The sequence below is a fragment of the Bacillus sp. FSL M8-0077 genome (assembly GCF_038050255.1).
In the GTDB taxonomy this organism is placed as follows: domain Bacteria; phylum Bacillota; class Bacilli; order Bacillales; family Bacillaceae; genus Bacillus; species Bacillus altitudinis.
In genome coordinates, this window is sequence record NZ_JBBPAF010000001.1 from 2,619,105 (window position 1) to 2,642,407 (window position 23,303).

Annotated in this window: 28 protein-coding genes, 1 tRNA gene and 1 pseudogene; 4 read left to right on the forward strand and 26 right to left on the reverse strand. The window is 40.7% G+C overall.

Annotated features, from left to right (window positions below; all coding sequences use genetic code 11):
* Positions 1–113 precede the first annotated feature (113 nt).
* The 9 genes and pseudogenes from NST57_RS13480 to NST57_RS13520 all read right to left on the reverse strand — a co-directional run bounded on the left by NST57_RS13480 (position 114) and on the right by NST57_RS13520 (position 6,566).
* A tRNA-Arg gene (locus NST57_RS13480) sits at positions 114–187 on the reverse strand.
* Positions 188–307: 120 nt separating this feature from the next.
* The gene (locus NST57_RS13485) at positions 308–832 is read right to left on the reverse strand and encodes a YfcE family phosphodiesterase (RefSeq protein WP_142155641.1); all 525 of its coding nucleotides are present in this window, start codon (positions 830–832) and stop codon (positions 308–310) included.
* Between the two features lie 14 nt (positions 833–846).
* The gene (locus NST57_RS13490; RefSeq protein WP_007501598.1) at positions 847–1,449 is read right to left on the reverse strand and encodes an XTP/dITP diphosphatase; all 603 of its coding nucleotides are present in this window, start codon (positions 1,447–1,449) and stop codon (positions 847–849) included.
* Positions 1,450–1,459: 10 nt separating this feature from the next.
* The gene (gene rph / locus NST57_RS13495) at positions 1,460–2,188 is read right to left on the reverse strand and encodes a ribonuclease PH (RefSeq protein WP_007501599.1); all 729 of its coding nucleotides are present in this window, start codon (positions 2,186–2,188) and stop codon (positions 1,460–1,462) included.
* 151 nt (positions 2,189–2,339) lie between these two features.
* Positions 2,340–3,401, reverse strand: a complete 1,062-nt coding sequence (locus NST57_RS13500) for a GerMN domain-containing protein (RefSeq protein WP_341298679.1) — start codon at positions 3,399–3,401, stop codon at positions 2,340–2,342.
* Positions 3,402–3,502: 101 nt separating this feature from the next.
* Complete coding sequence (gene racE / locus NST57_RS13505) at positions 3,503–4,321, reverse strand: glutamate racemase (RefSeq protein ID WP_412093607.1); 819 nt, start codon at positions 4,319–4,321, stop codon at positions 3,503–3,505.
* 7 nt (positions 4,322–4,328) lie between these two features.
* Positions 4,329–4,769: a MarR family winged helix-turn-helix transcriptional regulator gene (locus tag NST57_RS13510; protein WP_007501606.1), complete on the reverse strand. Its 441-nt coding sequence runs from the start codon at positions 4,767–4,769 to the stop codon at positions 4,329–4,331.
* 149 nt (positions 4,770–4,918) lie between these two features.
* Positions 4,919–5,005, reverse strand: a pseudogene (gerE, locus tag NST57_RS13515) (spore germination transcription factor GerE); the annotation flags it as partial.
* A 34-nt stretch (positions 5,006–5,039) separates the two neighbouring features.
* Positions 5,040–6,566: a recombinase family protein gene (locus NST57_RS13520; protein ID WP_341298680.1), complete on the reverse strand. Its 1,527-nt coding sequence runs from the start codon at positions 6,564–6,566 to the stop codon at positions 5,040–5,042.
* Between the two features lie 158 nt (positions 6,567–6,724).
* On the opposite strand from NST57_RS13520, the gene NST57_RS13525 reads away from it, so the two are divergent.
* The 4 genes from NST57_RS13525 (at position 6,725) to NST57_RS13540 (ending at position 8,824) form a co-directional block, all read left to right on the forward strand.
* Complete coding sequence (locus tag NST57_RS13525) at positions 6,725–7,699, forward strand: hypothetical protein (protein ID WP_341298681.1); 975 nt, start codon at positions 6,725–6,727, stop codon at positions 7,697–7,699.
* A gap of 70 nt (positions 7,700–7,769) precedes the next feature.
* Positions 7,770–7,961 (forward strand): hypothetical protein, encoded by a 192-nt coding sequence (locus NST57_RS13530; RefSeq protein WP_341298682.1) that lies wholly within the window; start codon positions 7,770–7,772, stop codon positions 7,959–7,961.
* 142 nt (positions 7,962–8,103) lie between these two features.
* Positions 8,104–8,595, forward strand: coding sequence for a hypothetical protein (locus tag NST57_RS13535; RefSeq protein WP_306010982.1), 492 nt, complete (start codon positions 8,104–8,106; stop codon positions 8,593–8,595).
* A 22-nt stretch (positions 8,596–8,617) separates the two neighbouring features.
* Entirely contained in the window at positions 8,618–8,824 is a 207-nt protein-coding gene (locus tag NST57_RS13540; RefSeq protein WP_137055679.1) for a hypothetical protein, read from the forward strand.
* A 42-nt stretch (positions 8,825–8,866) separates the two neighbouring features.
* Here NST57_RS13540 and NST57_RS13545 read toward each other — a convergent pair whose 3' ends face one another.
* The 17 genes from NST57_RS13545 to NST57_RS13625 all read right to left on the reverse strand — a co-directional run bounded on the left by NST57_RS13545 (position 8,867) and on the right by NST57_RS13625 (position 23,294).
* Positions 8,867–9,688 (reverse strand): peptidoglycan recognition protein family protein, encoded by an 822-nt coding sequence (locus NST57_RS13545; protein ID WP_137055680.1) that lies wholly within the window; start codon positions 9,686–9,688, stop codon positions 8,867–8,869.
* Positions 9,689–9,742: 54 nt separating this feature from the next.
* The gene (locus NST57_RS13550; RefSeq protein ID WP_137055681.1) at positions 9,743–10,006 is read right to left on the reverse strand and encodes a phage holin; all 264 of its coding nucleotides are present in this window, start codon (positions 10,004–10,006) and stop codon (positions 9,743–9,745) included.
* 26 nt (positions 10,007–10,032) lie between these two features.
* Positions 10,033–10,245, reverse strand: a complete 213-nt coding sequence (locus NST57_RS13555; RefSeq protein WP_099682843.1) for a BhlA/UviB family holin-like peptide — start codon at positions 10,243–10,245, stop codon at positions 10,033–10,035.
* A 61-nt stretch (positions 10,246–10,306) separates the two neighbouring features.
* Positions 10,307–10,486 carry an XkdX family protein gene (locus NST57_RS13560; protein WP_034325261.1) on the reverse strand — a complete coding sequence of 60 codons (180 nt, stop codon included), beginning with the start codon at positions 10,484–10,486 and terminating at the stop codon, positions 10,307–10,309.
* Positions 10,483–10,782: a hypothetical protein gene (locus NST57_RS13565; protein ID WP_137055682.1), complete on the reverse strand. Its 300-nt coding sequence runs from the start codon at positions 10,780–10,782 to the stop codon at positions 10,483–10,485. The genes NST57_RS13560 and NST57_RS13565 overlap by 4 nt, the downstream gene beginning before the upstream one ends.
* Positions 10,783–10,799: 17 nt before the next feature.
* Positions 10,800–12,158 carry a BppU family phage baseplate upper protein gene (locus tag NST57_RS13570; protein ID WP_341298683.1) on the reverse strand — a complete coding sequence of 453 codons (1,359 nt, stop codon included), beginning with the start codon at positions 12,156–12,158 and terminating at the stop codon, positions 10,800–10,802.
* A 13-nt stretch (positions 12,159–12,171) separates the two neighbouring features.
* Complete coding sequence (locus tag NST57_RS13575; protein WP_341298684.1) at positions 12,172–14,046, reverse strand: right-handed parallel beta-helix repeat-containing protein; 1,875 nt, start codon at positions 14,044–14,046, stop codon at positions 12,172–12,174.
* A 38-nt stretch (positions 14,047–14,084) separates the two neighbouring features.
* Positions 14,085–15,821 (reverse strand): phage tail protein, encoded by a 1,737-nt coding sequence (locus NST57_RS13580; RefSeq protein WP_341298685.1) that lies wholly within the window; start codon positions 15,819–15,821, stop codon positions 14,085–14,087.
* Between the two features lie 12 nt (positions 15,822–15,833).
* Positions 15,834–16,667, reverse strand: a complete 834-nt coding sequence (locus NST57_RS13585; protein ID WP_341298686.1) for a phage tail domain-containing protein — start codon at positions 16,665–16,667, stop codon at positions 15,834–15,836.
* The gene (locus tag NST57_RS13590) at positions 16,667–20,683 is read right to left on the reverse strand and encodes a phage tail tape measure protein (RefSeq protein ID WP_341298687.1); all 4,017 of its coding nucleotides are present in this window, start codon (positions 20,681–20,683) and stop codon (positions 16,667–16,669) included. The genes NST57_RS13585 and NST57_RS13590 overlap by 1 nt, the downstream gene beginning before the upstream one ends.
* A gap of 15 nt (positions 20,684–20,698) precedes the next feature.
* On the reverse strand, positions 20,699–20,893 hold the full coding sequence (locus tag NST57_RS13595) for a hypothetical protein (protein ID WP_034665790.1): 195 nt from the start codon (positions 20,891–20,893) through the stop codon (positions 20,699–20,701).
* 2 nt (positions 20,894–20,895) lie between these two features.
* Complete coding sequence (gpG, locus tag NST57_RS13600; RefSeq protein WP_341298688.1) at positions 20,896–21,231, reverse strand: phage tail assembly chaperone G; 336 nt, start codon at positions 21,229–21,231, stop codon at positions 20,896–20,898.
* Positions 21,232–21,272: 41 nt separating this feature from the next.
* A complete protein-coding gene (locus NST57_RS13605) occupies positions 21,273–21,899 on the reverse strand; it encodes a major tail protein (RefSeq protein WP_341298689.1) in 627 nt (208 codons plus the stop codon).
* Between the two features lie 11 nt (positions 21,900–21,910).
* On the reverse strand, positions 21,911–22,279 hold the full coding sequence (gene gp17 / locus NST57_RS13610) for a tail completion protein gp17 (RefSeq protein WP_341298690.1): 369 nt from the start codon (positions 22,277–22,279) through the stop codon (positions 21,911–21,913).
* Positions 22,276–22,659 carry an HK97-gp10 family putative phage morphogenesis protein gene (locus NST57_RS13615; RefSeq protein WP_341298691.1) on the reverse strand — a complete coding sequence of 128 codons (384 nt, stop codon included), beginning with the start codon at positions 22,657–22,659 and terminating at the stop codon, positions 22,276–22,278. The genes gp17 and NST57_RS13615 overlap by 4 nt, the downstream gene beginning before the upstream one ends.
* A complete protein-coding gene (locus NST57_RS13620; protein WP_034325256.1) occupies positions 22,652–23,017 on the reverse strand; it encodes a phage head closure protein in 366 nt (121 codons plus the stop codon). Before NST57_RS13620 ends, NST57_RS13615 begins: the two co-directional genes overlap by 8 nt.
* Positions 22,965–23,294: a head-tail connector protein gene (locus tag NST57_RS13625; protein ID WP_341298692.1), complete on the reverse strand. Its 330-nt coding sequence runs from the start codon at positions 23,292–23,294 to the stop codon at positions 22,965–22,967. The genes NST57_RS13620 and NST57_RS13625 overlap by 53 nt, the downstream gene beginning before the upstream one ends.
* Between the last annotated feature and the right edge of the window lie 9 nt (positions 23,295–23,303).

The window sequence follows — 23,303 nt, forward strand, 5'->3', positions numbered from 1 at the left end:
ACGTACATCCTAGCGAATGTCTTACGTACACGAAAAAACCCGCTACCAATACGTCTATGTCATCGTTTGATTCAACGGACACTATACGTATCAATAACGGGTCTTCTAAATTACGTCCCAGGAGAGATTCGAACTCCCGACCGACGGCTTAGAAGGCCGTTGCTCTATCCTGCTGAGCTACTGGGACATGTTGTTATGTAGTGTGCTTTGGCGTATTTCCTCAGCGACAAGATTTATTATATTACTATTGTTCTTTAAAGTCAACGGTTTTTCGAAAGTTTTTTCATAAGGGGCAAATGCTGCACCCTTATGAAATACCTTCCAATGTGACAGTGTTTTCGAGGTCTTGTATGATGTGACCTTCGTCCGTGAAAAACTGTACGTTTGCTTCGCTTCCATCTAGTGTCAGTATAGCATAGCTACGCTCTTTGCGCACTCTTGGCAGGTGCACGCTGCCCGGGTTAATGAGCAGTTTTCCTCTTAGCAGTTCACTGCCTGGGATGTGCGAGTGGCCAAAGCAGATAATGTCTGCGCCTAGCTCTTCTGCACGGTAGTAGACTTGAAGCAAGGATTGTTTGATGCCATGCAGATGTCCGTGAGTGAGAAATAGTTTTCCGCCTCCATCCAGTGGGAGCAGAAGCTCCTCTTCAAAATCGCCCATAAAGTCACAATTTCCTTTGACGACTTTGTATCCTTCGAGTGCTGGGTGGTTCGTTTCGAGTTCTGAATCTCCGCAGTGAATCATCATGTCCACTTCAGCCGCATGCCGTTTGGCAATGGTTTGAAGTTCGTCTGTGAGTCCATGACTGTCACTAATGATGAGTATCTTCATGGCTTCATTCCCCCTTATTCATTTGCGTCTAGCAGTGATGAAAGCTTTTGAAGCGCGACCGCTCGATGGCTGATCTTGTTTTTTTCCTCTGGTGATAACTCGGCCATCGTCTGGTCTTTGTCTTTGACGATGAAAATTGGGTCGTATCCGAAGCCGTTTTCGCCGATCGGTTCTTCTGCGATGAAGCCTTCTACTGATCCTTCTACCGTTTTGGTCTCTTTCCCCGGTATACTGACAGCCAGGGCACATCTAAATCTAGCAGTGCGGTCTTCTTTTTCAATGCCTTGTAGCTCATTCAGTACCTTTTCCACGTTCTCAGCATCGTCTTTATGCTCGCCCGCATACCTCGCTGAATAGACGCCAGGTTTTCCGCCAAGGTAATCAATTGACAGACCCGAGTCGTCTGCAATCACCATTTCACCTGCTTTGGCTTGAATGGCCTCGGCTTTGATGATCGCATTTTCTTCAAAGGTATGTCCTGTTTCTTCGATCTCTTCCGTAAATCCGATGTCCGCTAGTGTTTTGACCGTGAATCCTTTTGGCTCAAGAATGGCTTTGAATTCTTTCGCTTTGCCCGCATTGTGCGTTGCGATGATGGCAGTTTTCATCCTGATCAAACCCTTCTCTTTATTCGATGACTTCTCCTGTCACTGCTTTTTGCTTTTCAATTAATTCTTTGATGCCCTTTTCGGCTAAATCAAGCAGTCCGTTTAGCTGTTCTCTTGAGAATGTTGCTTCTTCGCCAGTGCCTTGAAGTTCAACAAAGCGTCCAGCGCCTGTCATAATGACATTCATATCTACTTCAGCTGAAGAATCTTCTTCATAATTTAAATCTAACAGAAGTCCTTGTTTAGAATCAATTCCGACGGATATCGCGGCTAAATAATCAGTGATCGGATTTTCTTTCAAAACGCCTTCTGATTGAAGCTTTTGAATCGCTAGTGTCATGGCCACAAATGCACCTGTAATAGATGCTGTGCGTGTTCCGCCGTCTGCTTGAATGACATCACAATCAATCCAAATGGTGCGTTCACCAAGCTTTTCTAAATCAACGACAGCGCGCAGAGCTCGTCCAATTAAACGCTGGATCTCCATTGTACGTCCTGTGACTTTTCCTTTAGATGATTCTCTTATCGTTCTTTGAGCCGTTGCTCTTGGAAGCATGCTATATTCTGCTGTAATCCAGCCTTTTCCTTCTCCTCTTAAAAAAGGAGGTACGCGGTCCTCGATAGATGCGTTACAAATCACCTTCGTATTTCCCGCTGAGATTAAGACAGAGCCTTCTGGATGCGTGATGTAGCCTGCCTGTATTTCAATTTTTCTTAATTCGTCGTATTGTCTTTCATCTAATCTCATGTTTTACCTCCGTTACAATATACATTCCGCGCGGGTGTCAGCGTGGTTCTCCTATTAACTTTGACAACCTCGATCCGTTCTAATCGCTTGGAATAAAAAAGAGGCAGCGAATGTGCATGCCTCTTTTTCTCCATTATATCAATGTGTGACGTTAAAAACTACCTGTATTCACTTGTTCTGGTCTTGAAACTGGCTTTGTGAGTTCTGTTCCTTTTTCGTTCACAAGCTCTGCCTTTCCGTTTACCTTCACTGACACGCTTTTCACATCTGGCAGCTCTGTTAATGTCAGCACAATGCTATCAAGAACTTTTTGTGAAATGACCTTTTTCTTTTCATCTGCACTGCCAAAAATGGATTCATTGAAATCAAGTGTCACATGACCGTCTTTTACTTTCGGGACATCATTCAGCTTCACATCTTGATCAAAGTCTGTCAGCAATTGGCTTGTTTTGCTTGGCCCAGAGACGAGCTCATCAATGGCTGCTGTAATTGGATCATCATCGTCTTTTGGTGCTCTTTTGGTCACCGGGACATAGTACGTCTGTTTGTCAGATTCAGCTAAATAGTAGACGGTCACAGGCTTTGTCGATGTCATATCAGCCGCAGCCTCGTGCTGAATATTAATGCCGTCCTCTCTGCTTAAATCATCTGAAATCGGTGTCCCATTCACAGGCATCTCTTTTAATTCATGGCCATTCATCTTTAATTTGACTTTCGCTACCGAATCAAACTGCGTTAATGTCCAAGTGACTGATTGTAAAATGCGCTGTTCGTCTTCTTTTTTATAGTTTTTGAATTCATTTGAGAAATCCACAACCGCTGTGCCATCTTTAATATCGACAGATACGCTCGTGTCCGCCGGCAGCACGGCTCTGAATCCATTTGGCATCAGGTTAGAAATCGGTCCCCCGTCTACGAGGTATTCAAGTGTTTGTTTCGCACTTCCTTCGTTTTTCGGCAGCGGAATGGATTGAGAGACAACATACCCATTTTTATCAATTAAATATAATTCTCTCATGACGGTATCTGCTTGCTTTTCTTCTTTTTCTTTTTTCGCTGTTTGTTTCTCTTCTTTATTTTCTTTCACAAACGTGACATTTTGTGGTGGATCAATCTCTGTTTTCGCTTCGTCTGTTTGAAACAATCCGCATCCTGATAAAAGCATGGCTGACGCAATACACGTAACAGCTGCTGTAGTTCCTTTTTTCAGCATACTTCACCCTCCTCTAGTGGTTTGTACTAGTATGTATACGAGCTCCCTAAGAGGATTAGACCCTTTTCATAAAAAAATAACCCACTTCCATGAGAAGTAGGTTATTGCTGATATACGTGTTCAAGCGAAACCGTTTCGACCTTTCCTGGCAGGTAGCCGAACCAGTCTTGAGCGATATTTTGAAAGTTTTGTTGCTGCCCTGTTGTGTAAATCGTATGAACAGGCTCTTCCTTCGAGTCATTTAACAACCCTTTATATGAAAGAATCGTGCTCGCTTCTCTCGCTGTCTCATCTCCTGAAGAAATGATGTTGACGCCACTGCCCATAAAGCGCTGAATCGGTTCTTTTAAAATTGGATAGTGCGTGCAGCCAAGAATAAGCGTATCAATGCCTATTTCTTTCATCGGTTCAAGAGAAGCTTTTACGACTTCATCTGCTGCATGATCTAAAAACGTACCACTTTCCACAAATGGCACAAGCAATGGACATGCCAGACTTTGAACAGTTAGTCCTGCTTTTAAAGAAAGCAGTGCTTCTTTATAGGCCTCACTTTTGATCGTATTGACTGTGCCGATGACGCCAATATGCTGATTGTTTGTCACCTTGATCGCTGTGCGGGCTCCGGGCTGGATTACGCCAATGACCGGGATATCAAGTGTTGCTTTAATTTCATCAAGTGCTATCGCCGTCGCAGTGTTACACGCAATGACAAGCATTTTAATATGGTGATGTCTTAATAGGTAGTGTGCCATTTCCCATGTATATTGAAGAACCTCTTCTTCTGCTCGAGGGCCGTATGGACATCGTTTTGTGTCGCCTACATAAATAATTTTTTCTTTTGGCAGTTGTCTCATGATTTCCTTCGCAACGGTTAAACCGCCTACGCCGGAATCAATCACGCCGATGGGTTGATCCAACAAAATCGCCTCATTTTCTTTTCATTTGCTGCTGTAGTTTCGTTAAAGATTGGTTGAAAACGATGGCTTCTTCTTCTGAGAAAGCCCCTAGAAGTTCACTGACGTATTCTTGGCGTTTGACAATCACTTCTTGAATGATCCGCTCACCTTCAGGCAATAAATGAATGCGAACCACGCGGCGGTCAGACGGATCTTTCACCCGTTCAACAAGTTCACTTTTTTCCATTCGATCAATTAAATCGGTCGTCGTGCTGCAAGCCAAATACATCTTTTGTGATAGCTCACCTATTGTCATATCTCCGAATTCATAAAGCCACTGAAGCCCTACAAATTGAGGAGGTGTAATCGTATATTGATTCAGAATTTCTCTACCTTTTTGCTTAATGATTGCAGCAATATGGCGCAATGATTTTTCAATTTCTGCAACATGGCCTGACTCATTCGTTTCCATTTCATTGATACCTCACTATAGCATCTCACTTTGATTAAAACGTACATTCCTATTTTCCTCGTTTTTCAATGAAATTGCAAGAAGAGACTCATGGAAACCATATAGAAATAACCGGCTCCTCCCTGGTGCGGAAGGAAAACCGGCTGACGTTAGAGCTCTAGCTCACCCATACGCAGAAGCTCGACTACGGCCTGTGAACGACCTTTGACTCCTAGCTTTTGCATGGCATTTGTTATGCATACCTTTTACAAATGAGTATAACTTACAGGATCATTTAAATCTATAATGAAAATTCATTTTCCCGTTTGGGTGGATAACAATATGATCAATGAGCTTATCAAACACATGCTTCAAATCGTTCTCTTTATCTTCAAGCTCTCGAAGAACCGCCTGCATTTCCATCATTGAACTTTTCTCATCATGGACCTGCTGTAAGGAAAATAAACTCTGTTCGAGCTTAACAATTTCAGCTTGAATGTCATTTCGCTTCATTTGAAATTCTGATTTGGTAATCATTTGATCTTCTAAATAAAGTTCAAGCAACCTTTTATTTTTCGCTTCTAGAGATTTCAACTCTGCTTTAATAGACTTTATTTGTTTTTCTTTTTGCTCAAATGCATTTTTTTTGTAGTCGTGTGATATACCCTTAGAGAATTCAATGAGATTTTCAATCACTAAATCTCGGACCTCTTCATAAGTGATGGGAACATGGTTCACACAGCCTTCGGGACCAGATCTCCTGTAATTACTGCATTTAACATATTTCCAATAAGTTTTCTCTCCGTTTTTTTTGGCTCTGCTGGTTTGGATAATGACCATATTAGATCCGCATTTCCCGCAAATAAGCAGTTGTCTAAGCTCATTCCACGGTGTGAATTTAGTTTTCTTATTAACTGTTGGTTTATTATTTGCTTTCTCCCACTCTTCTCTTGAGACAATCGGCGGGCAAAAGTCTTCATAAACGTTCCATTTTTCAGGTGGATTTCTTATAAACTTTTTCCTGCCATCAACTTTGATCGTGGTATGTCTATTAGCAATGTGCACACCACAATAAATCGGGTTTTTTAATATGGTTTGAACTGTTGTAAGCTGCCAGTTTCTTGTTGTTCTAGGAGGAGGTATTTCACCAATTTTGCACTTTTCTTGCAATGCATATGTAACTCTTTTCTGACCTAGCCCCTCGTTATTATAAAGGCGGAAAATCATCCTAATTACTTGAGCTTCACTTTCGTTAATTACCAGGTGTTTACCTTCTTTCTGGTAACCGTAAGGCACTCTTCCTGAATGCTCACCGCGTCTGGCTTTGGCTGCAAGTACACCACTTATATTGACTGACATTGACTTAGGTAACTGCTCCGCAAACAGAGCAGACATTTCAAATTTCATTGACGCTTTACTTTCATATAAGCTGTCGTAGTCCTCTTCAAGAGTCACTACTCGAACCCCATTAGACACCAAAATTTCTCTGATATATAAAGCATCTTTCAGATCGCGGGCAAGACGTGTGATGGACTTGAATATGACCATTTTTATATCTTTCTTTTCCGCCAATGAAAAAATGTATTTCATTGCTGCCCTGTCTTCAAGGACGGTTCCGCTGATACCATCGTCTAACAAAACAGAACGGTCATCCCATTCATAATTGTGTTGCTCGATCCAATATCGACAAACGTCAATTTGGTTTTCTTTAGAACTTATTTGCTCATCTCGATCTGTCGAAACCCTTGTATAAACTTTATAAGGGTAGTCGTCATATTTGATGATTTCGTCAACTGATGATTCTTTGCGGAAATGCATATAACACACCCCAATTGTTAATTGTTCTTACTAAATTATAACATCTTGATTATCAATTCTGTAATATTCTTAATTTGGAAAAAACTATATTTCATCCTCTTTTCAATTCATTAATATGATAGACTTATTTGGAAAATATTTGTTTTGGAGGGTCTATATTGAATCTTATTAAAAATTTTCTCCTTTTAATTTTATGTACCTTATTCATAACTGCTTGTGGCAAAGCAGAAAACACATCCACAAGTAACTCCAGTAAAAAAGAAGAAAGCATTGAAACTAAAGAAAAATTAAACGTAAAGATCACTTTGGATAAAGAAATCACAAACAATAAAATTATTATCCTTAGTGGAAAGAGCAACTTACCTAAAGGTACGAAACTAAGGATTCGTCTTGAACTCAAAAATTCTCATAAAAACTCAATAGTTAATACAGCTGTTCAAAAGGATGGATCTTTCGAGTATAAATTCTTTAATGAAGATGACAAAGTATTTGATGATGGGAAATATATTATATACGTCGAAACACTACCGGTTCTTGAACAAACTGAAGTTGTTCAAGAAATTTTTGGAGACAATGGTTCTAACCTAACAGGTCCACAAATTAGCGGTGACTCAGAACTAAAAGCTACTGCTGAAATAAATTTAAAAATAAACAATTCTGAAGTTATATCTGAGGAGGCAACTTTGCCTAAAGATAAAGATGTAGAGGAAGAGAAAAATGAAGTTTATAACTCAGAAGAAGTTGAAGATAACAGTGAAGAAGATGAGTTAGATATGATAAAAGATGATGCAGAAATAGAAATCAAAACAATTATCAAAGAGAATTATAAAACCACATCGATTGATAAAATTGAAATTAACGAAGATATGGGTTCGAGTGAGAAGAACAAGCTAATTGCTCTTGTTTACTTGTCTTTTGATGCCTTGAACACAAGTAAGACAGCTTATAACATGGTTGAAATGTATAGTGATGACTTAGCTGCAAACATTGGCAAAGATAATGATACAGTCAATCAGATAGCTGTATTTTGGAAAGTTCCTTATATAGATGAAGATGAAACATTAGCTAAATTCTCATACGAACGTTCAGGAGAACATATGATAATCACTGATAAAGTATCTTCTTTAAGATGACCCTTCAACTTGAAGGGTTTTTTATTTACAATTATAATCGAACATACATTCTTTTATAGGAGGGTACGGTGTGATCGATCTTGAAAGGAAGTTATACCGAATCATCTACAACATGAGCAGATTCAGAAAAAATCCATCCATCGAGGATCTGAAAAGGAAAACGGGTAAAGATGAATCATCTATAAGAAAAGCCGTCAATAATCTAATGTCTGGTAAAGAGCTTGCTTGGGATAAGGAGAAGAAGGAATGGCGGTTTAAATAAGAACATTTCACAGTCTCGTCACAAATGACGGGACTTTTAATTAGTCTATTTTTACCAATTTTATAAAAAGTATGGAAAATAAAGCCTGTTAATTGTTACCATACGGGTGTAGGACAATACTTTTAGGGGGATGATGTTTAGTATGAACGGTTTATTGCGCAAGCTCAATGTAAAACTTACACTTGTATTAACACTTATTCTGACTCTTGGCATCACATCTGCTTTTGGGCAGGCTTCCGCAAAAGAACAATGGGACCCACAAAAGCAACAAAGAATTGCACAGGCTATTTTCGAAGCTGCTGCATACAATGAAGTAGATAAAACTTTTTCCTTTGATGAATCCAAAGTTATCAATGCAGGTTTACCAAAGGATATTTCATTAGAGATCAAAAACCATTTAGAGTCATTGGCCGGAACTGATGCTGAAAAAGTGTATCAAGAACAATTAGCCGCACAGCAAAAAGGTGAAGTTACAACTATGGTTGCTCCATTAGTGATATGGGCGGCCAAAGTATTGGCTGGCGCAGGTCTAGCATGGCTAGGTAAAAAGCTTTTAGATATGGGCGGCCACGAATTTTGCAAACGTTACAAAAATGAAAATAAAACAACTAAGTATGTTTGTAAATTCCTTTAATTTTTGAAAGGAAGTGTTTCAATTGAAAAAAACAAATTGGTTTCTGTCTGTGTTTATAACTGCCTTGATTTCATTTGTGATCCAATCTGGATTAAGTAAATTTGGTGTTATTAACATGTCCAATATATGGGCGGATTTGGTCAGTTGGATTATTATATTCTTTGTCGTCTTCATTGGCGTTGAAGCATCTTTTAGAACGATCAATAGAATGAAACATCGAACTGAATAAATACAAACAAAAAAGCCCCTCCAATAAGGAAGGGCTTTTAATTTACTTCAAGAGTGCTTCGAGTTTCGCTTTTGTCTTCGGTCCGTAAATGCCGTCAGCAGCAAGCCCATGCATAAGCTGGAATCGTTTGACCGCATTCGCTGTTTTTGGTCCGTAATAGCCATCAATGCCGTTATTTTTTGCGCCTTTGTCTGGATAAAAGTAGAGTGCCGCTATAGCTTCTTGAATTTGCTTTACAGCGTCACCTTTCATCATAGGTGCTTTTACCTTAAAGATACCCGCAGGAAGCTTGTACGCCTTCTTAGATGCTTTTTTCTTAGGTGTTGTTGCTGATGATGTTTTCTTAGGCTCGGAAGATGAAGTTTTTCCACCAAGCGCCTTCAGCTCTTTTTCAATAGCCGCTTTAAATGAGTTCCATCTACCTTCACCAAGGATACGGTGTGGACAATTCTTCCCATTCCAATCTTGGTGCTTACGGATTCTATCAATTCCCCAACCACGTTCTTTAAGTAGCTGCGCCACGAATTGAATGGCCAACTTTTCCGCCGCCTTGTATCTTGCACCACCAGACTCACTATAACAAATTTCAATGGCAATTGACTTGCGGTTACCAGTACCGTTTGTGCCGTCTCCTGAGTGCCATGCGTTGCGATCTAAAGGAATTGCTTGGACCACCTCTTTGTCATCCACCGCAAAATGATAGCTCGTTGAGCTGGTGTTATTAATCATATAGTTAATTTCATTTTCTGCTGCTGCGTCATTCGCTGTATTGTGGATGGTAATGTATTCTGGATTCATTTTGTTGGGACATTTTAAACCGTATCTACCAGATGAGACCATTTTCTTTTTCACTTTAATTGTCATGTTCATCTACTCCTTGTTTTTTAGTATTTTAAAAAAAGCCGCCTGGGGCAGCTCTTATTTTGTTAATCCTTTTTGTTGCAGCGCTTCTTTTTGGGCTTTCCCTCGACTTGTCACATAGTTGTTTTTGAACCATGCGACAAGCGTCGTTACCATTGTGAAGATCATTGAGCCTGCAAGATATAACGTATCAGCCAGAGATGTGACTTGGTCCTCGTTGATCGGTAAGATTGGTTTGCCAAACAAAATTAATGCTTGATTGATCAAAGCAATAAAAAGAAGTACCGTGCGGATCACAGTACCTTTGTCTAAGTTTTTCATATTCAATTCCTCTTTTCGTTTTATTTTTATTTTTGGTTTCTTTCGATACGATCTAGTTTTTCAATGACAACGTCATATTTCTCACTAAATTTTTCTAACACATGGTTTTGAGCATCTATTTGCTCGTTAAGCTTGTTTTCTCGCTCTTTAGTTGTATTGAGCACATAAAACAGCACCCAACAAAAAAGAACCGCAAACGGTCCTTGTGTCATTAAATACTGCGCCAAATCCATTTCCATTTCACTCACCTACTCCCTCATTTTGTCCACCCCCTTAAAGAAGGCAAAATAAAAAGCACCTTTATGATGCTGTTGAACCTAAATCCACTGAGACAGCAGGCTTATCAAACTTCAATCCCGTGATCTCTTCAAATTCTGTTTTAGTGATAACTTTCAATGAAACGTATTCCCTCATGATTTCAGGCGTATACACGCCCCAATCCCAAAATACTTTTATGTCGGCCGCCGTTGGGTATATCATGATGCCCCGCCTCTCTGCATCTGCGAAACTTGCAATGTGAGTAAAGCCACTTGTTTTTTAAGCATCGTTACAGCATCTGGCGGCAGTGGATCAGGCTGCAAACTATCAATGTATTCTTTAGAAGCCGCCTCGAACCATTCTTCTTTTTTAGGATCATACTTTGCAATAAATAACCCATCTGGTGGCTGTTTATCTGTATAGCCTTTGGGTATTTTTTCTCCGTTTTCTACATCTATTAAAATATCTTTACCAGCTTGCCAAATGTAATTTTCATCATATTTATAAACCCAGATCATAATCGCACCTCCCATGCTTACTTTGCTTTAAAACGGAACCCAAAAGTAATAAATTCATTGGGGTTTACCGTATTAGAACAAGATTGAACGCAAACTCGACCGTCAGTGCCTATATAGGTTCGGTGATATTGTGGTACGCCCGGTGTCCCCAAACTTGATGCGACTCCAATAAAGTGCATGGATTGCAATGGTAAATATCCATCAAGCAGTGTAAATGCCTCGACATCATTACCTATCACCCCACCAGTAATAGACCCAATGATCTCCACGACTCCCAAAGCATCTTTTGAGTAACGTAATGTGTGCGGAAATCCATCTGTTGATACGTATTGCTTCCATCCTTTAGACAATGAAGGTGTTTTCCAAGTGACTGCAGCATCTCTACTAGTTATAATCCTCTCCCACCCTTTGAAACCCTGAGCATGGAATGTGCCAATCCAAGTTATGTTATCAAATGATCTTGTAGCGATAATGCGTTTATATATGACTCCGTTTTGTTCATACCCTGTTTCAAAAACATCAACGTAATAAAAACTTGTATCATTTTCTACTGGAGCATTAAGAAGTTGAGCTCCCATATATGGACCTGTCGGTAATTTGAATATATCGGTACCATTTGGAACCCTCACAACTCTTCCATCATTAGGTGTGAGCCTATAAAGCTGGCCGTTATTCCAGTTGCTTTTTTCTGATTCTGTTACGTGAATCTTTTTGTTTTCAAGGTGCGGCTTGACGTATTCTTTTGCCGCTTCTAATGCCGCCGTTGCTTTATCTTTTGCACCTGCAGGTGTTTCCGTGTGAGCATCCGTGTATTTTTTAGCTGCCTCAAGTGCTGCATCTACTTTAGACTGCGCGCCTTGTTTTGTTTCGATATTCTCCAAGTCATCAAACTTGGCTCTCAGATCATCAATCGTTTGTATAGACTCTTCGTAAAGCTCATTTATCTTTGCTCTTAATGCCTCGAACTCGTCTACATAATACTCAGTGATCGGCACAATGTCTTGATCTATAAGAGACTTTGAAATGTTAAAAGAGAACTGATGAACTGACATAGATTGATCATTTGTATAATACAAATTCAGCTCAGCTTGTACTATGCCGTAGTGCTTAATCTCTTTGTCTGACAAGATATACTCGGCGTGACCATTCACTCTATCAATTATCGTTACGTCTCTAATGAATCGGCTGCCGTCTGACATAACTAATACAAGTTTGCCCGTGACAGCCGCAAGTGGCAAAGGTACGCCATCTTTCGTGAGTTTAAATATCAACCGCGCTGTCTGACGATCCTGCGCCCAAAAATTTATGCTGGTTGATACACTTGAACTAGTATATGCGTTTACATCAAAATCAAGTGGACCATTCTTCCGAATCATGTTATCACCTCTCTCATGTTACATTCTCGATAGTTTTAATAGGATCAACGCTATTATCTTTCAAACTGCCTTCTGCGCCAGCTCCTTTTAGTCGATTGCCAAAATGCTGAATTCTTGAGCATTTGCTAGTCAAATACATCGCGTATCTGCATTTTTTTCCGCGCACTTTGTTGAAGCGTACTGCTGAATCTATGACCCCGTCCATAAAGATAATTCCGTAATAGGGATTAGATGTGGATGTTCTTTTTCCCGCATTGTCAATGTCACTGAAATCTACGCTAATATTTTCTGAATCACCTGATACAGAAATTCCAGAGTAGCCAACTTCACGTAAATTTGTGTTTGTGACATCAATGTTCTTACACCCTAATTCCACACGCACGCCGTTCCCTTCGATGTCTCGACCCACACTTGAATCTACTTTGCCATTACTGCAGCGAGTTAAGAGCACCCCATGATGCTTGATATCCCTATATTGGTTATTCAAAACCAAAAAGCCATCCACATCGGATAAGTGAATAGCATGCTTGACCTTTACGCCATTGATTTTATTGCCGGAAACATCCACGTCGTCAATTTTTTGAATCCCTTTACGACCATATACTTGGATGGCATGACGCACTTTGATATTGGTGAAAGTGTTATCTTTGACTGAAAGACGTTTTACTTTGTTAACCCTGTTTGTAGGATTGCCGTTTGCGTCTTGCGTGTAGACCGACTCTAGGCTAGGAATCATAAGTCTCACACCAGATGCACAATTCTTAAAACGGTTTCGGCTTATTAAAACGTCTTCCCATTTATTGCCGGACACCGCGTACTCGGTCGTATCTTCAAAATCGTTGTTTTCTATGCGAATGTCAGAATACCAGTAGCCATCCGTGCTAGTGTGCGAATCCACTCCGCGAGCATATCCCCCTAGATTCTCTGATCTGCTAAAATAGCAGTCTCGAATAGTGACATGCTTGCTTACAGTTTGATCATAAGCACCAAAGGCACCGAAGTTGCCCGCCGATCGCATTAAGTCTAGCTGAATCGCAGCAGAATACCATCTGTCACCTTTATAATCAGCGAACCCTTTAAACCATACATTCTCGATTAATACGTGTTTATTACCGGCACAATCAAACGCATGGCCGCCGCACACATCTTTGATTGCGATGTCACGGATGATGATACGCTCAGCATGTGCAAAACCTATGACTGAACATTGTTCTTTGATTTCATCACCTGCGCTATCAAACATCCCCTGACCATCAATCAATATGTTTCCGTGGCCGCTATAACCTTTTGTCTGATCGTCTTTATCTCCATTTACAAGCATTGATCCTACAAAGCCACGTTTAATAATGGCACCAGCTTGTAAGGTTAAGTGAGTGTTTTTATAGATGCGTGCTGTCTCCATTAGTTTGTATTGTCCTTTAGGAACAACAATGTGCACAGGATATAATTTTGCAAGACTAAGAGCTGCCCTGAATCCTGCCGTAAAACTTCCGTACTTCTTAATAAATCTTTTTAGATTCAAGGAGACTGCAGCTGCTTCTATTTCTTCTTCAAGTAATTGAAAGTCATAGTCTAATCTGTCTTTTGCTGTGGGATGAATAGATGCATCCCTAGAAACTCGAATGTCTACAACTTCCTTGACATCATTCCCGTCATGATTGAGAACAAGGTTTGTCAATCTAGCCCACATGTTGTCAATCCTGTTGGCAACAGTAAATAGGCCATGCATAATCTGACTAGACAAATGAGCTTTTTTACTATCCTTGTGAGACTGTAATTCAGTTGCATTTTTATTAAGCTCATTCTCAACCGTTTGCATGTCGCCGCGCAACTGTGATTCATAGACTGAATTTCTTGTCGTATCATAATCTTTTTTAAGCCGGACCACTATATTCACTCCTTTCGATTCCAAAAGAAAAAACGCTTCTAATTGAGCGTTCTCATCAATTGATCAATGTATCTTTTTTGCTGCTTAATCTGCCGCGCCTGGCTCACTTGATAGTCCTGGATGTCTTTCCTAAAGTTAGCGAAAGTCATTTTAGGGCTGTCATACGGGTTGAGGGGATTATAAGTGACAGACACTAGCCTTACATCATCCTCAAACGTGATGCCGTTTGCCGTATCAGCAATGACATGTATGGTGTCTCCCTTCCAAAAATCCTCTTCTATACCTTGAAGTGCTGGCTCATAGATATACTGGTAGTCTGCCTCAACAACCACATCAGGATATGGGTTCACATGCTTTTTCAAAGCAGAAACCATGTTGCTTGCTTTTTTTACTGTGTCATCTCTTATCGGCTCGCCCCAGCGCGGCTTTCCCTCGATCAAAAATTTGTCTTCGTCAGGATGAATGTATAGGATAGGCTCGAATTCATATTCAGGCTCTTTTTCCTTTTCATCCTCATTCGTTTTTGTATCAGTTGCTTTAGTATCATTTTTCTTAGCTTTCTTTTCTGCACCGTAACCCCATGCACGCGTTGATGTATTTTGATCATTAATTTTCATCTTAAAGCCCGGCATATTGAATCGGCTGTCAAGTGTGAAGTCTACTACCTTGCCCATTTTTAAATGTACATAGATGACATAGTTATTTACATCAAGTTCTATTTCATAATCCTCAACAATCTGGTCCATTAATTCGACTCTGTTTTTTTCTCCGAAGCCGTCTTGATCTACTTCGTCAAACTCTGATAATTTTGTTTTTAGCACATATTGAAAAGGCGTACCAGCTAGTACAAAGTCTAAAGCTTCATTGATTTTCATTTTCTTTGAAATTTTTTCCTCGACTCTGTCATTTACAAGAAGAACAGTATACACATGATTGGCCGTAACTTTTTTCTGCAGCACGTTTTTCCTGCTCTGATCAAGCTCAATGTCTGTAATATAATACTTTTGATGGTTGTATACTTTCTCGTCTAAATACAGTATGTTCCCTGGAACAAGTAGATCAAATTCAGTTCCGTTATCCTCATTCCGTAGAAAGGTGAATGTGAAACTCTTCTTACCTGTTGTATCGTCTTGCATCTCCAATACAGCGCCAACGATTTCCACAAGCTCTTTGCCGTCTTTGGTTGAGACATGCAGCTGCCTAAAATCAATATCAGAAGGTAGTCCGTCGTTTAACTCTACGTCCTTTCCCTGATATTCTTTGCTTGGATATGTCGGTTTAGTTGGTGTTTCTGGTTCACTCGGTTCTTCTGGTAGATCATCCACATTATCATATTGTGTGAGTTTGTAAGTAAAGATGATACTGTTTAATTTTGTTGCATAGTTGATATCCGTGGCGTACCCAGCTTTTGAAACTGCTGCAGTAGCCTTCTTATAATCTTTTTCACCTACCACCTCTTTATATCGACTCAAACGGGTGTATAGGCTTCCAAGATCAGCTAAGCTCTCCGCATATGATGGATACTTTCTAAACTTAGCTTGTATCCTGGTGACGTTTCCCTTTTTGTCTTGTTCGCTTGTCCACATGAGAACATATTTACCGTTATATGTCCCTTTAATTCCAAACAAATTATTTGCTTGTTTAGAAAGTCCGCTGGATCCGAAACCACTTTCTAAGCACCCTTGGGCAATTACAAGGCTAGCAAGCACATTATATTTCTTATAGACTTTCTGCGCCCCTGGTGCTAGTTTTTTTATAAAATCCGCTGCAGCCATGACAACCCCCTTTTACGGAAAATAAAATCTTGTATCGAATACAATTTCAAAATCATTTGTATTCTGAATCTCAAACTCATTCATGCCTTTATCTAAGGACGGTAGCCTTCCCGACGTTTTCAATCTTTTATTACCGACAACGGTATACTGTTTCAGGTTCCTGACCTGCTGTGACTTTTTCAGATCGGCTTCTATTTTCAATCTTTCGTTATTCGTGTGATTGATAATCGTTATGTTTTTTCCCTTTGCATTAAGAAGCACATTATAATCATGCTGCATGGGATTAATAGGTAAGCCCGGATTGAATACACTGAAACGTTTTTTGTTTTTAAAACGGTACTGCAGATCGTCGCGTCTTTGGATGCCCATTCCTGAAAACCATCTTTCACTAGAAAAGTTTTGCGCACTTAAAGACGTGCCCTTTGACTCTGCTAACCCTGTGATATTAGTGAAATCTACTTGGAAAGACACCTGATTTTTTTGTTTGTCTTTAGGGATCTGAAAGCCCCCATCGCATGTAACCGCAAAACGCCTCCCAGGAAGTAGATCACATGAGATGTAATACCAGAAGGGCTGAACAACGAGATCATAAAACTCATGTCTGTACTGATAAAAGTTTGCCGCGATTTTAGCATCAAGCAATATCTCAACCTTGATAGACCTTTCTTTATACACTATGTCGCGCGGATGCTGCGTCGGTACAAGTCCGTTAAACCTGGTTAACTGTACAAGCTCCCTGTCAGCGCTCGGCGCGTCAGGCGCAAAGCTAAGCAACTTAAAATTGGGCAGTAACCCCGTCAAAGGTTGCTCCCCCATTCCGTCTCTGAAATCAAAATACAGATCCATTATCTTTTCAGCCCTCCTTTATAAGCATTCTGTTCATACTTTTGAGCGCTCTTTTTATCCAGTATAGATGTGTCTCCTTGATTAAAAACGATGTCTGCTAAATGCTCACCGCCAATAATGACAGGTGCAGGATGGATTTTGATTGTTTGCCCTGCAGCACTTACGCTTTCATTGTTCGTTTGTAGATTATTTGATAAAAGACTAATAAGGGCATCTAGCTTTTGGTTTAAGACAGGCGTATCAATCTCATTTCTCACAGTCAGTTCAGCGCGCATTGTGTTTATTTCATCTGCTGCCCCCTGGATGTTGAAAGCCATTCTATTAATTTCAGACTTAAAGGACGTCATAGCACCTTGCGCCATTGCTGCTGTGCTCTTTTTCACGTCCTGCGCCTTTTCTCCAAGCCCAATGATAAATCCATCGCCAAAGTTCACACCTTCTGCAATGGTCTTTTTTGCAGGTGATTTTGATTGTATGGAATCTTTCAGTGAACGTATTGCAACTTTACCGATAGCCCAAGCAGCTTTCCATATCGTACCTCCGGTGCCGCCCATACTACGAATACCGTTAGCAAAACCTTTAGAAAAATCAGCACCTGTGCCAGTTGTTTTCACGCTTGATAAGCCTTGTTTTCCTGATTGTGCTACGGTGCTACCCGAATTACTAGCGTTTCCGGCTTGGCTACGAATCCCCGATGCGAATTGATTCCCTGCTTTTTGCCCGCCTCCGCCGTCGGTGGTTTTGGCAAGCTGGGCTGTTGCTGTCGCGCTCACCGAAGATGCTGCAGACGTATTGGCGCCCTTTGTGCTTGTTATTCCCGCACTGTGGCTCTTTCCTTTTGTTGCACCTGCTTGAGTAGATTGCGTGGTATTTTTGTTTAGGTTTGATAACGCTGTTTGGTTTACGCTGCTTGCTGCCGTGCTTGTGCTGCCTTTTGTTGAGCTTATACCTGCGCTAAATGATTGGCCCTTTTGAGAGCCGGATGTATTAGCCTCTGCATTGCCTTCACTTAGCTTTTGCCTAAGTGCTTGCTGCAGCACTGATCCGCTGTTAGATACGTTAACTTTTGACGAATTAATACCTTCACTAAACGATTGACCTTTTTCTTGTCCTGCAATTCTAGGGATGCCGTTTTCTTCTCGCAATTTTTGATCCAGTGTTTGTTTAAGGATCGACCCACTTGCTAACGTGTTAGGTGTGGCAACTGTTAGGCCGTCCGCAAATTCATCGCCCATTTTCTTTCCTGATTCACGGGCAGATGTTGCGCGGTTAAATTCGTTTTCTATCTTTTCAATCGCTTCATTTGCTTTGCTCGCTGATTCTTCTGTAGAACGTCCCAATCCCTCGTTAAATTCAATGAGCGCTTGCTTCGTTTTTTCTAACGCTTCTTCTTTGCTGTCTCCAAGTTTTTGTAAGAACGCTACTTGTCTTTCAGCCCATCGCGCTTGATATTTTTCTTCTTGTTCCTCTTGGTTGGTGAAGATACCCATTGAATTACTTGAGTATTCTATTTGTTTTTCCAGTGCTTTTCCTGTTTCTAAATCCAGTAGTTTCCCGTCTTGAGCCATTTGATCAAATAACGCTTTTGAATTGTTTTTATACGCTTCTAGGTTCTTAGCAAGAGCCTCTTGGTAATCGGCATTAGATTTTTCTTTGAAGGCTTTATAACTTTCAGCGTTTTTCGCATCTTTCACCATTGCTTCATCTAAGATCTTATTTCTATAGTCTCGATCTTCTTTCGCTGCCTTCTGTCCTTCTTTGTATATTTCTGTGATTTGATCATTGTAACTTTTAGCATTTTTAAAAGAGAGTTTATTTTGACTCTCGGAAACTCTCTGCTGGATAGCTAAAGCATCCTTTTGATTGGCCGCAAATTTACTCGTTGCCTCTTGATAGAATGAAATAATGCTTTCAAATCGTTTCTTTTGAGAAGCATTCATGTTTGATGATAATAAACCTGTTTCATCCTTCAATTTTTTGAGTTGGCGCATCTTCTCTCGAACATTTTGAACATCTTTATCAATGTTCCCGACTAGTTGATCTGTCACATCTTCTCCGATTTTCTTTGTCTCTTTATCCTGATCTTCAAATAATCCTTTGAGAACTGCGATTGCGTCTGTTTTAAATCCTTCTAGCTCTTTAATCAAAGAAGAAGACATTTCTTGATACGTAGACAATAGATTACTAGCCATCTTATTTGCTTCTTTTCCTGAAACCTGCGTCAACTGGAAAAGCTGTGATGTGGCTTTTTCACGTAGATTCACGTATGATCCGGCCGCTTTTTGTGTCGCTTTAGAAACACCCTCACCGTATAGAAGAGCCGATTCTTTTGCTTCTTCCTGGCGTTTCTTTTGATTTTTCAGCTGCTCGTTATACGCATAGGTTGCTACGGCAATACCGCCTAGTAAAGCCGTTCCCCCAACTATTGCAAGGCCCACTGGACCCGTAAATGCTAAGAGCGCACCAATACCCATTGTGAGCGTTGCGACTGCTGTTGTGGCACCCAAGACACCCGTAGCAAACAACGCAGTTTTAGCAACCGTTTGAGCTGTGGCAGAATCCATTTTGTTAAACATGTTTACGATGTCTGCACCTTTTTCAGCCAGATCACCAAGCGCAGGAAGTAAACTTTTTGACAGTTTGATTTTTGCACCTTCAACCGCAGAATTAAAAGCGATAATACTTCCTCTTGCATTATCAAGCATGGTGTCTGCCATATCTTGAGCAGCACCATCTGATTCTTTTAACGCCTTCGTGTTCTCTTTTAATGCCTTGCTACCTTTTTGTAAGAGTACAGCCCAATGCTTATATGACTCAGCTCCTACAAGGGTTTTCAATGCTGCGGCTTGCTGCTCTTTCGTCATGCCCTTCAAGCCTTTTTCCATTTCAGCCACAACTTCCGGCATACTCTTCATGTCTCCTGCTGCATCAAAAAACGAGAATCCTAATTTATCAATGACCTTTTGCGCCTTTTTAGCAGGTGTCGCTAATCTAATCAAAGACGTACCAAAGGCTTGTCCTGCGATAGACCCTTGCAAACCTGCGTCACCAAATGCCATGACTGCGGCTGCTGATTCTTCTAGGCCCCATCCTAATGAATTGGCGTTAGGCGCAAGGAACTTCATGGCCTCTCCCATTTGCTCTACGTTTGTGTTTGCGTTAGCCGCACCGTATGCAATTACGTCCGATGCGTGCCCAGCTTCCGACGCTTTCATAGCAAAGGCTTGCATCATGTTCGAAGAAATGTCGGCGGCGGCTGCTAAATCTAGTTGACCTGCGGCTGCTAAATTCAGCATTCCTGGCATCGCTGCGTAGATGTCATTTGCTTTAAATCCTGCCATCGCTAGGAAGCCTTGTGCATCAGCTGCTTGACTAGCAGTAAAAACAGATGTTGCCCCGAGATCCATTGCTTGCTTTTCTAGCTTTTTTATTTCTTGAGCCGTTCCCCCTGAAATAGCTTGGACTTTACTCATTTGCTTTTCAAAGTCCATACCCACTTGTACTGCATCTTTTAGTGGGAGGGCCAAGCCAGCAAAAGCAACACCTGTAGTCATTGCTACCGAAGCACCCGTACTTCTCATTTTATTGCCAACTGTACTCATTCTTTGGCCCATTTTATAAAGCGATGAGGATGTTCTTTTTATCTCAGCTTCCATCCTCTGAATTTTGTTGGTCGTTTGTGTTAACGCGTTTTGCGTTTTATTCATTTCAGCTGTTGCATAGTTCAGCCGACGGGCTAGGGTTTGCGTTGATTCCGCATCCTTTCCCTTCTTGATGGCTGAATCTGCATACGCTCTTTCGAGTGCTTTGACCTTCATTTTATGCTGGTCCAATTGCTGTGAAAGGGTTCTGACTTTCGTTTGTGACGTTTTCAGTTCATTACCCCACACACCAACGGCAGTCCGATTTTTTTCAAACTCAGACTTTATGTTCTTCATTTGCACGGAAATTGCTTTCATTTCCCCATTAAATTGGGACGAATTAGAATACAGCTTTACTTTAATGTCTTTGCTCAATCCCTCACCACCTTTTTACAGTCCAGGTATCTGATCAATGTATAAAGGTTTATCCGATGCTGTAGCGTTCTTACTTGGCTTTTCCTTGCTCGCTTCTTTCCTGCGTGCAAGGCGTTTTAGATGATAAACAATGTCCATTTCGTCTATCTGATTTTGAGTAAAGCCAATGTCCTCTAATGCGTTATACATATCAAGGACAGCATCGGACAAACTTACTCCCCCGGCTCTGCTTCCTCTGCGGTTTCAGGATTCAGGATTTTGCTCGCTTCAACGATATTTCCAATGACATAGTTTGCGGTTGCGTAGATTGTTCTGCTTAAAAGACGTGAATCAATGCCTTGTTCAAATTCTTCTGTAGTGAATTTGTTTCCGAACACTTCACAAATAAACTCTGATTGTCTACTTGTATAAAGTCTTTCAGGATCATTTGATTCAAAGTCTTCTGTTACTTCTACCGCAGTTCTAAACAAAGCACCTGTGATAAAGCTAGGTGTGGAAAATTTCTTTTTCTTACCGTTTAAATGCAAGGTGATTGTCATTGCTTCCATGTGTTATTTCCTCCCGATTACAAAATAAAAAAAGAGCGTTATTAAACGCCCTTTCCAAGGTCTGCTGAACTTGTGGAATCCTCTGTTTCTTTTCCTTTGGCGAATGATGCGCCGTCATATACAACTTGTTTAAACCATTCTTCCGGATCAAAGCCTTCGTCGAATTCAGCTTGAGCCTTCCAACGGTTTTTCCCTTTCTTATTTTGAAGCGTCATGAAACCTGCTTTAAACTTTGGTGTTTCAGGATCGGCTTTCCCTTCGGTAGTTTTGTGTTCATTGCCCAGTAATTCAGGAAGCCCCTTCAAGAACCAATAATATCTGTGCCCGCCTGTGGATGTTTTCGCTCTAAACCCGAAAGCCAAGAAAACCGCCTTATCATCAGAACTGGCAAAAGAAATCCCATTTTCGACCTTGTGACCGAAAATCTTATTTTGTACCTCAATAGGTAAATCCGCTAGTTCAGCCTCAAGGTCAATGTCACCCATGTTGTTAAATGAATCATAGACACCATTATCAGCCCAAAATTTAGATTGCTCTGATTTAGGATCGACTTTGACATTTACAGCTCCTGGCAGTCTTTCAGGCTTTGCATATTCAAGTCCTTTATCGTCGTCTTGAATTAGCTCAGCATAATGAAACATGTCTAATCCGTAGATTGTTTTCCCCATCTGTTTTCCTCCTAGAAAAATGTTTTGACGTACCTCATGCCTCTGTGAAAGATTTTTGTATCTGTTTCGTAAAGATCCACTGAATCATATCTTCCGTAACCTAAACCTTTCATAAGACGGTCTATTTGTTTCGCTATCTCTGTTTCGTTTTTCCGTGTGTCTGCTGTTGAAAATATGCTTAACTGGAATCGAACCTCACTTGCTGCCGAATGGTTGTCTCTGTACTCCTGGTCCCTATTTGTAATCTCTGAAAATACAACCCTGGGGAATGCGGCCACATCATCGGCCACAAGATTATGAAAACCACCCGTGACAAGCTGCTTTAACTCTTTGTTTTTTATTAACGCTGCACTCAATTCCTTCTTCGCATCAAGACTCATTTAATAGGCGCCGTGATAATTCTTTCCATGATCTTCACAGCTTGTCCCTCCCCTTCGATTCCGGCTTTCTCGATGAACGGATGCGGCGGCATTTTGGATGTGCCCCATTCTAAAAAGCGCCCTCTGTAAGCGACTTTTCGATTTGGTCCCACAGTTACAAACAGTTCACCATCTCTGGATTCTCTTGCAGCTGAAACGGTGATGTTATCGACCATGTGAGGCTGATTTTTTGAACTCTTATTCACGTTTCGTTTTTGATGCTCTGCTATTACTTCTCCGCCCGCTTTAAGGGCAATCTTTTCAGCTTTTTCAACGTCATCACCTATCTTGTTGAAAAATCTCGTCAGATCATCGAATCCATCAATATCCATATCAGCCATTTACGCCAACCTCATTACAAGTAATTTCAAGCTGCTTCTTTTTATTTTCAATGTCGTTGTAATCCATGACATCAAAAGTGCGGTAGATCGGCTCTCCTGCCTCGTCTGATCCAGTTTGATGAAGAATACGCATATCTTGAGCAACGTCTTCTCTGTATCTAATTGTGATTTTCTTCGGTGACTTAACCCCTAGCGCGCCAGCAACAAGCGTGTCTGACTTTGAGCCGGAAAATCCTTCGATTGAACCCCATGTCTCAAAAACATTTTCATAGGCTTCATTCCAGTTCAGTTCTTCGTCCTGCACCTTATTTTTTTTCTGGAAGATTAACCGCCGATTCAGCTTGCTTATCTTCTTCATCCTCTTCTACCTCCACATAGCGAAGTTGAGCTAGTTGATCTCGAATAGTAAAAGGGATGGATGAGCCAGAAACGCCTGACTCATACACCCCTCGATTTTCGTACCAATGAGCAACAAGCATTCCTGTTACAAGTGCATACTGCTCGTTACCTTCAATATAACGTCCTATACCATTTTTGATATATCCCTTTGCTGCAGTAATTAAGGTTTTAAGTAAGGCATCATCTTGGTCGGTATCAACTTTTAAATATTCTTCTTTCAGCATTTTTAAATCCATAGAAGACCG